14 protein-coding genes and 1 pseudogene are annotated in these 13333 nt (G+C 39.6%); 6 read left to right on the forward strand and 9 right to left on the reverse strand.

Annotation, left to right across the window (positions count from 1 at the left end):
- Window positions 1-136: 136 nt before the first annotated feature.
- On the reverse strand, window positions 137-466 hold the full coding sequence (locus M3205_RS19435; protein ID WP_061793047.1) for a winged helix-turn-helix transcriptional regulator: 330 nt from the start codon (window positions 464-466) through the stop codon (window positions 137-139).
- Window positions 467-747: 281 nt separating this feature from the next.
- Here M3205_RS19435 and M3205_RS19440 point away from each other — a divergent pair, with 281 nt between their 5' ends.
- On the forward strand, window positions 748-1947 hold the full coding sequence (locus tag M3205_RS19440) for an MFS transporter (RefSeq protein WP_251171385.1): 1200 nt from the start codon (window positions 748-750) through the stop codon (window positions 1945-1947).
- Between the two features lie 16 nt (window positions 1948-1963).
- Window positions 1964-2797: an aldo/keto reductase gene (locus M3205_RS19445; protein ID WP_251171386.1), complete on the forward strand. Its 834-nt coding sequence runs from the start codon at window positions 1964-1966 to the stop codon at window positions 2795-2797.
- 486 nt (window positions 2798-3283) lie between these two features.
- On the opposite strand, the gene M3205_RS19450 is transcribed toward M3205_RS19445, so the two are convergent.
- Both M3205_RS19450 and M3205_RS19455 read right to left on the reverse strand, forming a co-directional pair.
- Complete coding sequence (locus M3205_RS19450) at window positions 3284-4906, reverse strand: ATP-binding protein (RefSeq protein ID WP_251171387.1); 1623 nt, start codon at window positions 4904-4906, stop codon at window positions 3284-3286.
- 142 nt (window positions 4907-5048) lie between these two features.
- Complete coding sequence (locus tag M3205_RS19455; protein ID WP_251171388.1) at window positions 5049-5387, reverse strand: zinc ribbon domain-containing protein YjdM; 339 nt, start codon at window positions 5385-5387, stop codon at window positions 5049-5051.
- A 596-nt stretch (window positions 5388-5983) separates the two neighbouring features.
- Between M3205_RS19455 and ahpC the strand changes: the two genes are divergently transcribed.
- Complete coding sequence (ahpC, locus tag M3205_RS19460; RefSeq protein WP_009335870.1) at window positions 5984-6547, forward strand: alkyl hydroperoxide reductase subunit C; 564 nt, start codon at window positions 5984-5986, stop codon at window positions 6545-6547.
- Between the two features lie 14 nt (window positions 6548-6561).
- Complete coding sequence (gene ahpF, locus M3205_RS19465; protein WP_251171389.1) at window positions 6562-8091, forward strand: alkyl hydroperoxide reductase subunit F; 1530 nt, start codon at window positions 6562-6564, stop codon at window positions 8089-8091.
- A 101-nt stretch (window positions 8092-8192) separates the two neighbouring features.
- Here the strand turns inward: ahpF and M3205_RS19470 are convergent.
- Together M3205_RS19470 and M3205_RS19475 are read right to left on the reverse strand one after the other, a co-directional pair.
- A pseudogene (locus tag M3205_RS19470) lies at window positions 8193-8954 on the reverse strand (family 4 glycosyl hydrolase); the annotation flags it as partial.
- A 17-nt stretch (window positions 8955-8971) separates the two neighbouring features.
- Window positions 8972-9358: a PTS transporter subunit EIIC gene (locus M3205_RS19475; RefSeq protein WP_251171391.1), complete on the reverse strand. Its 387-nt coding sequence runs from the start codon at window positions 9356-9358 to the stop codon at window positions 8972-8974.
- Between the two features lie 504 nt (window positions 9359-9862).
- Here M3205_RS19475 and M3205_RS19480 point away from each other — a divergent pair.
- Window positions 9863-10162: a helix-turn-helix domain-containing protein gene (locus tag M3205_RS19480; protein ID WP_159871984.1), complete on the forward strand. Its 300-nt coding sequence runs from the start codon at window positions 9863-9865 to the stop codon at window positions 10160-10162.
- Between the two features lie 125 nt (window positions 10163-10287).
- Window positions 10288-10617 carry an IS3 family transposase gene (locus tag M3205_RS19485; RefSeq protein WP_251171392.1) on the forward strand — a complete coding sequence of 110 codons (330 nt, stop codon included), beginning with the start codon at window positions 10288-10290 and terminating at the stop codon, window positions 10615-10617.
- A gap of 15 nt (window positions 10618-10632) precedes the next feature.
- Here M3205_RS19485 and M3205_RS19490 read toward each other — a convergent pair whose 3' ends face one another.
- The 4 genes from M3205_RS19490 to M3205_RS19505 form a co-directional block, all read right to left on the reverse strand.
- Window positions 10633-10938: a hypothetical protein gene (locus tag M3205_RS19490; RefSeq protein WP_251171393.1), complete on the reverse strand. Its 306-nt coding sequence runs from the start codon at window positions 10936-10938 to the stop codon at window positions 10633-10635.
- A gap of 11 nt (window positions 10939-10949) precedes the next feature.
- Window positions 10950-11261, reverse strand: a complete 312-nt coding sequence (locus M3205_RS19495; RefSeq protein WP_251171394.1) for a hypothetical protein — start codon at window positions 11259-11261, stop codon at window positions 10950-10952.
- Window positions 11258-12412: a lipase family protein gene (locus M3205_RS19500; RefSeq protein ID WP_251171395.1), complete on the reverse strand. Its 1155-nt coding sequence runs from the start codon at window positions 12410-12412 to the stop codon at window positions 11258-11260. The genes M3205_RS19495 and M3205_RS19500 overlap by 4 nt, the downstream gene beginning before the upstream one ends.
- 204 nt (window positions 12413-12616) lie before the next feature.
- Entirely contained in the window at window positions 12617-13012 is a 396-nt protein-coding gene (locus M3205_RS19505) for a hypothetical protein (protein ID WP_251171396.1), read from the reverse strand.
- Between the last annotated feature and the right edge of the window lie 321 nt (window positions 13013-13333).

Genomic DNA, 13333 nt, shown 5'->3' on the forward strand with positions numbered 1-13333 from the left:
TGTGGTAACTTAATTGTATCAGAAGTGGTCCTTATTTTTTTCAAAAACAATCAAAGCCGGTGACATTTTACTCGTCGTAAAATGTCACCGGCTTTTTCATTTCAGAGGTGGGTTTTGTCCCAGCCTCCTTAACTTTTTATTGCTCCACAAGCTCTCCGCCAGTTAACTCAATATGTCCTTCTCCCCAGTTGCACATCGCATCCAGGATCGGGCGAAGTGACCATCCGTAATCTGTTAGTGAATATACCACCTTAGGGGGCACCTGATCATAAACAGTGCGGTTTACAACTCCATCCTCTTCAAGTTCACGAAGCTGCTGAGTCAGCATTTTTTGCGTAATTCCAGGCATAAGGCGTTTAAGCTCACTGGTTCGCTTTTCACCTTTAATTAAATGACACATGATTACAACTTTCCACTTCCCGCCAATCACATCTAAAGTAGCTTCTACCGGAATATTGTAAGCCAACTGCCTTCCCCCTCTTTTTGATAGGCACTTAAAAGTACCTACATTACTTTAAAGTGCGTACTATTCATTTCGAATCATGCCATCCATAATAGCATAAGGAAGCATAAAACAACATGGTGAAATTGACCATAGGGTACTTTTTAGTGCCTGCATTACTTTTAGGTGCGTACTGTTCACTATGTTTGACATGCTCCATACTATCTATCATAAGATTGCATGGCCAAGGCGCCTGGCTATACTTTCTTAACTGCTATTACTTTAATAAGGAGGATTCATTGCTGATGAATTCAATTGCAATAAATAGACAAAAAGAAAAAGGCAGTACTCCAGCCCTTTTTGCACTCGCAATCAGTGCATTCGGCATAGGGACTACAGAGTTTGTGCCTGTAGGGCTTTTATCTACCATATCAGGTGATTTGGGAATTTCCATTACATTGGCCGGTTTATTGATTTCCGGTTATGCCTTGGGAGTTGCTATTGGTGCACCTGTACTAACTGCTTTGACCAGTAAAATGAACAGAAAGTCTTTGCTTATGTCATTAATGGTTTTATTTATCATCGGAAATTCTGTGGCAGCCATGTCTTCATCTTTTGCCCTTTTGCTTGCTGCGCGTTTTATAACAGCTTTTTCACACGGCATCTTTTTCTCAATTGGTTCGACCATTGCTGCTGATTTAGTACCTGAAAATAAACGGGCCAGTGCGATCGCCTTTATGTTCACCGGCTTGACTGTCGCAACCGTGACAGGTGTACCGCTCGGAACCTTTATTGGACAGATATTTGGCTGGAGAGCCACCTTATGGGGAGTGGCTCTCCTAGGGATAATCGGGATTATCGCCAGTGCCATACTGATTCCTGCAAATCTTAAACAAGCACCAGCTTCCAAGTTTAGTGAACAGCTGAAAATTTTAAACAGCGGAAAACTGCTTTTAGCATTTAGCATTACTGCACTAGGATACGGAGGAACATTTGTAGCTTTTACCTATCTGACACCCCTTCTCGAAGAAGTAACAGGGTTTAGCGCAAAATGGGTCAGCATTATTCTGCTTGCTTACGGAGTGGCCGTGGCTATTGGCAATGTTATTGGCGGAAAAGCTTCTGACAAAAATCCATTAAATGCGTTATTTTGGATATTTACTCTGCAAGCCATTATTTTGGGCCTTCTCACTTTTGCAGCACCTTTTAAAATTCTTGGGCTTATAGCTATTTTTCTAATGGGCTTATTTGCTTTCATGAATGTGCCAGGCCTTCAAATTTTAGTGGTAAACCTGGCTGAGAAATATGTTCCTTCAGCTGTCAATGTGGCTTCAGCATTTAATATCGCAGCGTTTAATATCGGGATTGCTATCGGCTCATTTGCCGGCGGACTGATTGTCGACTCTATCGGCTTAATTCACACACCTTGGATTGGCGGAGTAATGGTGCTTGGGGCTGTATTTCTGACAGGATGGCTAAAAAAACTTGAGAAACAAATTGACTAATTAAGGAGTGACTTATATGAATAAACTATCTTTATCTACTACTGCAGCACTTGCAAATGGAGTTAACATGCCCAGAGTTGGCCTTGGTGTATTTAAAGTGGAAAACGAAGAAGAACTAATAACTGCTGTTAAAGCAGCAATTGAGATTGGCTATAGAAGCATCGACACAGCTGCAATCTATGGCAACGAAGAATGGGTTGGAGAAGCCATCCGCCAATCTGGCTGTAATAGAGAGGAACTTTTTATCACTTCAAAAGTGTGGAATTCCGACCAAGGCTACGAAGCAACTCTTAAGGCATTTAACACCTCATTGGAAAAAATGGGACTTGAATATCTTGACCTTTATTTGATCCATTGGCCTGTTGAGGGGAAATACACGGAAACTTGGAGAGCGCTGGAAGATTTATATAAAGAAGGCCAGATTAAAGCGATTGGTGTCAGTAACTTTCAGGTCAGCCATTTAGAAAATCTATTGAAAGCAGCTGAGATCAAACCTATGATTAACCAAATTGAATTGCACCCGAAATTGGCTCAAACTGAACTTCGCGCCTTTGCTGCCAAACATAACATGCATATTGAAGCGTGGGCTCCACTAATGCAAGGCGGATTATTCGAAAACGAGATCCTGACTGAAATGGCTGATAAACATGGAAAAGCCATTGCGCAAATTGTCCTAAGGTGGCACCTGCAAAACGGTATTATCGTCATCCCTAAGTCAACAAAACCTCATCGCTTAGAGGAAAATGTATGTTTATTTGATTTTGAACTATCTCAGCAAGACATGGAATTGATTAATTCCTTAGATGAACATTTACGCGTCGGACCAGACCCTGACAATTTTGATTTCTAAATATACCGGTACGATGAGCAGCAGACTCCTCGTCAAAATTATGAAGCTTTTCCGCAAAATCCTATATAGAGAGGATTAGACTATATAAAGGTAACGTTTGATTGGAATGAATGGTTCTTTATTATATCTTTTTATCTAATAACCTGATCAAGTTTAATCAATGCAGGGAAAAGCAAAGTAAGATTAAGAAAAAGGCGATTTAATAGCTCAATTGTTTCGGAATGACAAGAGTTTTGAAGTCTATATAGCATAGGGCTGAAAAATTTTGAAAAAGATACGAGCTCACCATCCAATAGACGAGGACTTCCGAAATATCTAAATGTTACAGGAGAAGATGGTCTATTCATTCCCGGTTTATCCTGCAGAGGCTATCATGCTCATTATTGTATTTGCTTTGCAAAAAAGAGACTTATGGATCCCGAGGTTGAAGGTTCTTCCAAAATAAATTGAAAAAAGCAGGGACTCCCCCTGCTTTTTTCGATTTATTTAATTTTTTAAAAGCGGCAAAGTAATCTCTACTAAAGTACCTTCACCAATCTTGCTTTTATATACGATGCTGCCATGATGCTGCTTAATGATCTTATGGCAAATCATAAGTCCAAGACCTGTCCCTTTTTCTTTTAATGTATAGAAAGGTTCACCCAGTCTCGGCAGAAATTCGTCAGGTATTCCGCACCCCTGGTCCTGGAATGAGACAATACATTCCCCGTCATTATTACTCTTGAGGGAAACCTTAATCTCCCCTCCGTCACCCATGGCTTCCATGGCGTTTTTTAGGATGTTCAAAAAAACCTGTTTGATTTGATTTTTTTCGCATGATATCAAAAAATCACTATGAGCCAAATTCAGCTTGAACTGGATGCCGTTCATATTTGCCTGCGGAGATAATAACTCGACTGTATTCTCAATAATATCCGTTAACTTAGCCGTGTCCATTTGGATGGCCTGCGGTTTTCCAAGCGAAAGCATTTCAGTGGTGATATTTTCAATGCGCTCCAGTTCGCTTAGCAGTAAATCATTAATTTGGCTATTGCCGCTCTTATATAGCTGCACAAACCCTTTAATGGTTGTGAGTGGATTTCGGATTTCATGGGCAACTCCGGCTGCAAGCTCCCCGACAATTGATAATTTCTCAGACTGCAAAAGAAATTCTTCTGCTTTTTTCCGCTCAGAAATATTTCTGCTAATCATGACGACATGCTCGACTATCCCATTTTCACCTTCAACCGGCATACAAAGTGTTTCAAATTCTATCCAATGCCCTTCTCTATGTTTTAGGCGGAACTCCATAGCCATTTTCTCATTATTCTCAAATATCCTTTGCATGCCTTCTTGAAATTTTTCCGCTTCATCAGGATGAAGCACAATATCCACTTCCATCTTCGACAGTTCAGCCATTTCATATCCTAATACAAACTCATGAGATGGAGATAAATAACTTAAGCTGCGATCCCTATCCATAACTGCGATTAGGTCTGAAGTGTTTTCAGCGATTAGCCGGTATTTAGCTTCACTTTCTTCCAGCGTTTTTTCCATTCGTTTTTTTTCTGTGATGATCCTAATTAATCCTTCATAGGATTCAATTAACAAACTTCCAACAACGACACCAAGCCCCACAAACAAAATATATTGCAGATGAAAAATCGGGCTGTCTCGAAAAACGTTAAAAATGATAGGTACCGTTATAATATAAATGATACAATACCCACCATATAATAGGGCCGTTCTTTTAACTGCCTTAAGGTGCTGTGTATATCTATGTATGATAGTAAACGTAATCAAAATAAGCAGCATCCCTATTACAGCAGGCAGCCAATTCTGGCTGACTGCAAGCCTTGTGACGAGAGCGATAATTGCGGTGATAACCCCTGCTCCCGGCCCCAAATAGGAAAATACCAAAATCAGAATAGCATAGCGAATATCATAGGAATAACCCTGCTCGTTAAAAGATAAACCCACAAGAATAACTGAAATAATGCCTGCATATATGCCACCTAAAAGATGCAGGTCCTTAAGCGGTTTATGACTGATAAACGAACGGAGAATTAAAGGCACACTGACCAGTAATGAAAAAATGGAGAGATTGACAATGTAGTCTAATAGTATCAAAGAGGTTCCCACCTATATTGAGAAATTCTTAATATTCTTTCTTAATCATAAACCAGAGGTGATGACCTTTCCACTACTATTTTAGAACCCGCAAAAGGAAATGTAAAAAAGGCCCACCCATGGAAGGATAGGCCTTTTTTCGTTATACTTTCTTCACAAACTCCGATTTCAGCTTCATGGCGCCAAAACCTTCGATCTTACAGTCAATATCATGATCGCCCTCCACCAGGCGAATATTTTTCACCTTGGTTCCGATCTTAATTACAGAAGAAGTGCCTTTCACTTTAAGATCCTTAATGACGGATACCGTATCTCCATCAGAAAGGACATTTCCATTAGAATCCTTAATCACCTTTTCGTCCTCACTGTTGATTTCGGATTCCGCTGTCCACTCATGTGCACATACTGGACATACTAATAGCACCCCATCCTCGTACGTATACTCTGAACTGCATTTTGGGCAATTAGGCAAGCTAGACATTTCGTTTTCCTCCATTATTCAGCATTATTCTGTTTAGACATGGCTATCAAAATTCTGACAGCAGCATTAAAAACTAATCCTATTATATTATATAGAATATTTGCCAGATCTTCATATCTCTTTTCAATCAAACGTTTGATTGAACTATTTTTACTTTCATATCGATTGTTTTTAACTGAAGAGGGAATAATAAATTAATGTGGACCTACTTGATTATTAGCCGTCAAATCCAACGGTTTATAAAACACATTCTCAATTATAAACTTAAATATAACATTAGTTGAGATTGATACAGGCAAAAAAAGGGTAATTAACAGAAGAAAGAGTTATACTGTAATTAACGTGCTCCAGGCCATTTTGAAAGTGCCATTTCGTACTGACTCCACCTTAGAAAAAGCAGAATTAAACCAGGGAGTCATATTGGGTTATTTAAAGTTTCCTCCCTCTTAAGCGATAAGGAGCAAATTTTCACAGTTTATCCCTTGACAAAAAATATGTCGTATATGATAATTATTACCGAATTAGAATTATTATTAAATAGTTCGCTATTTAATTAATAATCATATCACTCAATCATTTTAAGGAGGAATTTAATCATGGCATTAATCGGTTCAGAAGTACTACCATTCGCAGCAAAGGCTTACCATAACGGTGATTTCATCGATGTTACTGAAGAAAACTTCAAAGGAAAGTGGAGCGTAGTATGCTTCTACCCTGCAGATTTCACATTCGTATGCCCTACTGAGTTAGAAGACCTTCAAAATGAATATGCAACTTTAAAAGATATGGGAGCAGAAGTTTATTCTGTATCAACTGATACTCACTTTACTCATAAAGCGTGGCACGATAACTCAGAAACAATCAACAAGATTGAATACGTTATGATTGGTGACCCTAACCAGAGAATTTCCCGCAACTTCGAAGTTCTGAACGAAGAAGATGGACTGGCTGAACGCGGAACATTCATCATCGATCCGGACGGCATCATCCAAACTGTTGAAATCAACGCTGGCGGAATTGGCCGTGACGCAAGCCAAGTTGTAAGCAAGCTTAAAGCAGCTCAATATGTACGCAACAACCCAGGTGAAGTTTGCCCGGCTAAATGGAAAGAAGGATCTGAAACACTTAAACCAAGCCTTGATTTAGTAGGTAAAATCTAAGGAGCTCGATAATCATGTTACTTGATGCAGATATAAAAGCACAATTAGCTCAATATCTTCAGATGATGGAGGGTGACATTCTTCTAAAAGTCAGCGCTGGATCAGATAAAGTATCCAGCGACATGCTGGCTTTAGTAGATGAGTTAGGCAGTATGTCCTCTCACATTAAAGTTGAGCGTACTGAATTACAAAGAACGCCAAGCTTTAGTGTAAATCGTCCAGGTGAAGATACTGGCATTACCTTTGCAGGCATTCCTCTTGGACATGAATTTACTTCCTTAGTGCTTGCTCTGCTTCAAGTTAGCGGAAGAGCACCTAAGGTCGACCAGAAAGTCATCGACCAGGTGAAGAAGATTGAGGGCGAATATCGTTTTGAAACTTATGTCAGCTTAAGCTGCCATAACTGCCCTGATGTAGTACAGGCTCTTAACGTCATGAGTGTTCTAAACCCTAATATTTCTCACACAATGATCGATGGTGCTGCCTACAAAGAAGAAGTAGATGCTAAAGAAATCATGGCAGTGCCGACAGTTCTGTTAAATGGCGAATCATTCGGCAGTGGCCGTATGTCCCTTGAAGAAATTTTGGCGAAAATGGGAACAGGCCCTGACGCATCAGAATTTGCAGATAAGGATCCTTATGATGTGCTTGTCATTGGCGGCGGCCCTGCCGGTTCAAGTGCTGCCATCTATGCAGCACGAAAAGGCATTCGCACCGGCATCGTTGCCGAACGCTTTGGCGGCCAGGTCATGGACACTTTAGGCATTGAAAACTTCATCAGTGTGAAGCACACGGAAGGACCTAAGCTTGTTGCAAGCCTTGAAGAACACGTGAAAGATTATGGCATCGATGTCATGAATCTGCAGCGTGCCAAGAGACTTGAAAAGAAGGACCTTGTTGAAATCGAACTTGAAAACGGTGCTGTTTTGAAGAGTAAATCAGTCATCCTTTCAACTGGTGCACGCTGGAGAAACGTCAACGTGCCAGGCGAAGCAGAGTTCAAAAACAAAGGGGTTGCTTACTGCCCTCACTGTGATGGACCATTATTTGAAGGCAAAGATGTAGCTGTTATCGGCGGAGGCAACTCCGGTGTTGAAGCAGCGATAGACCTTGCAGGAATTGTGAACCATGTGACGGTTATCGAATTCAATCCTGAATTGAAAGCAGATGCCGTTCTGCAGGAACGTCTGAACAGCCTTCCAAACGTAACGGTTGTCACAAATGCCCAAACAACTGAAATTACCGGGACTGACAAAGTTAACGGTATTTCATACATGGATCGTGAAACAGAACAAACGCATCATGTTGAACTGCAAGGTGTGTTCGTTCAAATTGGCCTGGTTCCTAACACAGATTGGTTAGGCGACCAGATCGAGCGTACCCGCTTCGGCGAAATCGTTGTAGACAAGCATGGTGCCACAAACATCCCAGGTGTATTTGCTGCAGGAGACTGTACAGACAGTGCCTATAAGCAGATCATTATTTCTATGGGATCCGGCGCTACTGCAGCTCTTGGGGCGTTTGACTATCTGATCCGAAATTAATTTTTAACTTTACAAAACCGCTTTCTGCCATTTTGGCAGGAGCGGTTTTGTATTTTATAAAAAAAGAAGCACAGTCATAGCCTGTGCTTCACCCTTTTTCATCAGTGTACCAATATACCTTCTTTATACTTCTTCTCAAGCGTTGGCCAATACTCCTTGTTGGCTTCGATAAGGTCATCCAGTATCTTTTTCGCCACAATGGCAGATGGAATAGTCTTGTTAAGTGTGAAGGCCAGCAATGCTTTTTCATAAGATCCTTCTGTTATGGCTTCCACCAGAATTTTCTCTGATGCCAATTGCTGTTCGATCATGGCCTTGTGGAAGTACGGTATTTCACCGACATACTCAGGAACAGGTCCTATAGTGATCAAGGCAGGCACTTCAATCATGGCATCTGCCGGCAGGTTAGGAATAGTTCCATTGTTTTCTACCATTACAAGATAGCGTTTTGCCAGATTCTGTGCGATGGAAACAGTGACATCGACAATAAAGATTCCGTGTACACCAACATGGAACGCATCATCCAGGATGCCAGTCTCCTCAAATTTGCTGACCGTCTCAAATAATGATTTTTCTCTGCCGGCCATTACCTCATTTGCGCGGGTATACTCTTTGTTTGAGTTCCCCACAATATAATCCGGCAACAGGTAGTACTGCAGATAAGGGTTCGGAATATAATCCGGGAAGTACTCCATAATTAGCTTGATGTTTTTAAATGTCTTAATCCAGGATGAATCAGCATGGCGATAATCGATTTTAGAAATGTCCTCTGTCAGCAGACCCCATTTGCTGATATGCTCACGAAGCTCAGGAAGACGGTCAACTCCATCCACTTCTACTTTAGTAAACCAGCCGAAGTGATTAAGCCCAAAGTAATCTACTACAAGGTCTTATCTCTCAACTCCAAGGATCTTTCCAGGAAACCATAGATAAGGAAACCAAAGTCTCCTAAACTTCGAATACCATTTGCCAGTGCCGTGATCCCATTCTGGACAATCGGCCAGAACTCTGCTGCAAGCGCTCCTAAAATCATGGCACTTGGGATAGCCAAAATGGCTACAAAGTGATGACCGGAATAGATGGAAAGGACACCTTTAAATTCTGTATCGCAATATTTATTATGAAGAACACCAACTAAAGCTCCGATTAATATTCCGGCAAAAACACCCATTTCCAGAACTTGAACATTTAATACTATTGCCTGCCCGGAAATTTGCATTTCTTCTGCTGGAACTAAACGTTCTGAAAGATTCAGAACCTGATGCATTGCATTAATAAATTTTCATTAATTTCCCTTTCAATAACTATGCTTTATTCAACTAACCCGCCCCGTTTCAAAGCTCTTGGCAGTTTGACGGCTTTTAATATGTGTTTTTGATTCTTGTACTGTAAGATCCCAAATGTTGGAGAACTTGGACCATTTTTTAACCTTTTAAAATTGCGTAAATTATAACACTTAAAAAAAGACTAATAAATAATGACATTAACCAGTCTGTTTTTTTTGTCATTTTAAGCATAATATTAAGAAAAAAACTAATTACTGCTAATATAAGAAAAACCACAAGTAACATAACTAGTTCCATATTTCACAAACTCCTCACCATAATTCAAAAATACCAACCATATTTTATACCACAAAGACAAAAATCTTGTTCAACTAAACTGCCCCGTTTGTTCAAAAAGAAAAAGCCACCTGGTTTTAGACTGCACCCCTTATAGTAGATGTTGAAAAACCCACAGTTGGGCAACATTGACTTAAGGGGTGATTTTTATGGCCAAAAAAGGGCAAAGGTTACAAAGTTATTCTTTGGAGATTAAAGCGGAAGCGATCCAGTTAAAAGAAGAAGGTTTTTCAGCACAACAGGTAGCTGACAAACTAAATATCCCAAGCAGAAATACTGTAAAGACTTGGTGGAGGAAATATCAAAAAGAAGGACAAGCATTTTATTTAGATAATAGGGGTCGAAGGAAAGAGTATACAGATCAAGAGCGTTACATTCGGAAATTGGAAATGGAGAATTCTGTTTTAAAAAAGTTTCAGGAAATCTTGATGAGGGAGGGAAGAAATTAAAGTTTCAGGTAGTTGATCTCTTAAGAGAACAATTTAATGTAGCGGAACTTTGTAAATTTCTTGGGGTATCAGTAAGTGGATACTACAAATACAAAAAGTATATACGTTTTGATAGGGATGTTGAATTGAAGCAGCTGATTCTGCAATTATATGAGAAATCCAATAAGCAATGGGGTTATCGGCGTGTTCATATGGAACTTCAGGAAGAATACCGAATGCAAATCAATCATAAAAGAGTCTTTCGACTCTACAAGGAACTTGGAATTCAATCAATTATTCGGAAGAAACACAGATCTTCAAACTATAATCAGTATAAGCGCACTGAACCAGAAACGATTACAACAAATATCATCAATAGAGACTTTTCGGTTGACCAACCAAAGGGCAATCCAACGAATAAAATCGAACATAATATAATGATGTTAACTTTTTCAGCCAAAATCAATTTTTGTTGAAAGATGTCGAAAACATTATTTTTCTTCGTCAAAGCCTATTAATTGCACTTCGAACTTATCATCCTCAAAACTGACCATGGCATGAATCCTGTTGTCCTCGTTCCCCTTTTCGTATCCATAAAGAAAGATTTCCGTGCCATTTGTGCGAGTAGTAAACTCATGCTCATTTATAACGACATCCATCCCCTCTTCCTCGTTGAAATACTGAACTGCGGATTCAGTGGACTTCTCTACGATTCTTTCTTCTTCTTCCTTAGACATATCACTACACCCCTGCAAAATTAATGCTGCCATAATCAATAACAGGATTCTCTTTAGCATCTCCATTCCCCCTACCACTTCGGACCGGAATTAATCTCAGCCCGCATGAGCGAATCCAGCCTCTTTCTTGTCTGGATTATATCATACCGTTTGTCTTCCAAACGATGAATCTTTTTAGAGAGCTCCAGGAAGAAATCTGCCGACCATTGACTTGCCCGTTCTTTTGCTTCTCCTGCTTTCCAGCTATATAGCTGTTCCATGCTATCCCTGTATTTAAGCTGAGCCACTCTAAGTTTTCCTATGAAAGTATCAAGCTCACTTTCAGCATCACTGAGATTTTTAATATCATTTAGGTATTGAGATATCTTTTTTTCATCCATCATACCAGCTTATCCGCCTCTTTAAATTCTTTTGCTGCAAATCTTAGAAAATGACTGAACTTTGACGTTTCTTCATTGAGCCAGTTTTCCATCTTGATTAGCTCATTAAACACTTCATAGCCAATATCAATCGTCTCTGGCCTCTCTCCACCATGAATGAGCTTGTTTTTGATTTTGTTTTTCACATCAGGCAGCTCATCCATAATACTTTCTTTGACTTTCTCAACGCTTTCGGCAACTTCAAGCAAATGAGAAGGAGTTACGTGTATTAGTCCAGCTTCCGCACTTACATAGCGTGGAGACCTGTGAACTTCAACACCAACTAAAACATTGTATAAGATTGCATTATTGATGTTTCCATACTTATCAAAAGAATAATTTTCCATGCCATGATAACTAGCGACTGATTCCAAGAGCCTCTTAATCGGTCTGCCTTCGTTATCCATATTTTCATATTTGAATCGTGAACCAATGTAGTAGGTGGATCCAATATGCCTCTCATATAGCTCAAGCCCACCAGCTCCAATTGAATCCTTTGGGTGAATATAATTGACAATGGAAGAATCAAAATCTCCAGCGACTGCCTTTGCCTTTGTTTTTTCATCCAGTAAATCAATAACACTTGGCGCACTGTATGTCACTGCCCCTAATTCATATTTTGCCGCTGCGTATTGGGCAAGTGCTCCTCCCAATGAGTGTCCAGTGACGGATATTTGAGCAGAAGGGTTGTCCTTTTTGATATCACTGATTAATTTTTCTGCTTGTTGAAACTGATTCTTCTTGTACCATACATTTTCCTTGGGATTGTAATAGACATCGAGCCTATCTCCTCTTGGATTGGATTGCTTCTGATGTACCTTATCCTTCATTACGATGTATTGAATATCAGTTTCTAAGTCCGCCATACCTGCCCCGAGCATATCATCCCCTTGAGTTCCGCGAAATGCAACCACAATCTGGTCCTTATTTTTAACGACGAAAGCATCGAAGCCGGTAGTAGGATCAGTTGTTATGTATTCCTTGTTTTTTACAACTTCCCATTTATGGCTTTTTTGATTGTTGTTGTTCTTAATAAAGTTGGGCAGCCTTTTGTGATCAATAGCATAGGCTTGCCTGGACAAAAATAAATAGAACTTATCTTCAATTTTTGTCATGGATGACCTCCATAATTTTCTAATCTTATCTTAATTTTACCATAAATAAAGGGTAAATATAAACTATTTGAGTATTTTTTGCAGTTCAGATCTCCTTATTGCTGCTGTTAGAAAACAGGAGTAAACAATAAAGAGGGAGTTTGCACTCCCTCTTTTAATCACCTTAATGTATTTAAATAGGTTGTCAGATATTATCGGCATTAATTAGGAAGGACATCGATCCCTCTCGCTTAAATATTGGTTTAACTGCTCAAAGTTTTTTAAGTAATAACGCAGCACCGTTTCTTTTTTTAATGCCGTTAGCATGCTGTCATGAGCTCTCTTCCCTTTCCCTATCGTAGCAAGCTCATGGCCATTGTACTTTTTGACATCCTCCAGCTTCTCAAGGTCAGGCAAACGGTCTCTTAATATTGGATATGGTGAATATAAAATGAAGAGTGGTTTTCTCCCTTCTATATCGACCTTTTCATCCAGTATTGCAATGGAATACAAGCTGAAGTAGTGCTCCGTTTCTTTTAGCTTATTGCATTTACGGCACTTGGCCAATGTCTTTTCATTCTTCTCTAAGAATAAATGAGTGTTTAAGGAACCCTTTTTCATTATGATAATCTGTTTCAGAATCCATATTTTCAAAGAATTCTTTGTATGCTTTTCCGCTACGATGATAGATATCAGCCTTGCTACTTTCTTGGCGTCTGCAGCTGACTTTTCACTTTTACTCCCATTATGCCCTGAAGAATTTTTTTACAAGATGAGTTTCTTTTGAAAGCTCCTTGTTAATTTTCTCCATCTCCTTAAAAATCCAGTCGAATTCGTTTTAATTCTTGCTTGTTCGGAATGTAAAAAGATGTATTAAATCCACCATCAAGTACGTCCTCCTCCACACATACCCATATATTAAACGGGAAGGTATCCAGCATT

This window comes from Cytobacillus firmus, assembly GCF_023715565.1.
GTDB lineage: Bacteria > Bacillota > Bacilli > Bacillales > Cytobacillaceae > Cytobacillus > Cytobacillus firmus_C.

Coding starts and splice junctions, on each gene's coding strand:
- M3205_RS19500 (WP_251171395.1), bottom strand. CDS start 12,412: ATGACAAAAATTGAAGATAAGTTCTATTTATTTTTGTCCAGGCAAGCC.
- M3205_RS19440 (WP_251171385.1), top strand. CDS start 748: ATGAATTCAATTGCAATAAATAGACAAAAAGAAAAAGGCAGTACTCCA.
- ahpF (WP_251171389.1), top strand. CDS start 6,562: ATGTTACTTGATGCAGATATAAAAGCACAATTAGCTCAATATCTTCAG.
- M3205_RS19455 (WP_251171388.1), bottom strand. CDS start 5,387: ATGTCTAGCTTGCCTAATTGCCCAAAATGCAGTTCAGAGTATACGTAC.
- M3205_RS19495 (WP_251171394.1), bottom strand. CDS start 11,261: ATGATGGATGAAAAAAAGATATCTCAATACCTAAATGATATTAAAAAT.
- M3205_RS19475 (WP_251171391.1), bottom strand. CDS start 9,358: ATGCATCAGGTTCTGAATCTTTCAGAACGTTTAGTTCCAGCAGAAGAA.
- M3205_RS19505 (WP_251171396.1), bottom strand. CDS start 13,012: ATGAAAAAGGGTTCCTTAAACACTCATTTATTCTTAGAGAAGAATGAA.
- M3205_RS19490 (WP_251171393.1), bottom strand. CDS start 10,938: ATGCTAAAGAGAATCCTGTTATTGATTATGGCAGCATTAATTTTGCAG.
- M3205_RS19480 (WP_159871984.1), top strand. CDS start 9,863: ATGGCCAAAAAAGGGCAAAGGTTACAAAGTTATTCTTTGGAGATTAAA.
- ahpC (WP_009335870.1), top strand. CDS start 5,984: ATGGCATTAATCGGTTCAGAAGTACTACCATTCGCAGCAAAGGCTTAC.
- M3205_RS19445 (WP_251171386.1), top strand. CDS start 1,964: ATGAATAAACTATCTTTATCTACTACTGCAGCACTTGCAAATGGAGTT.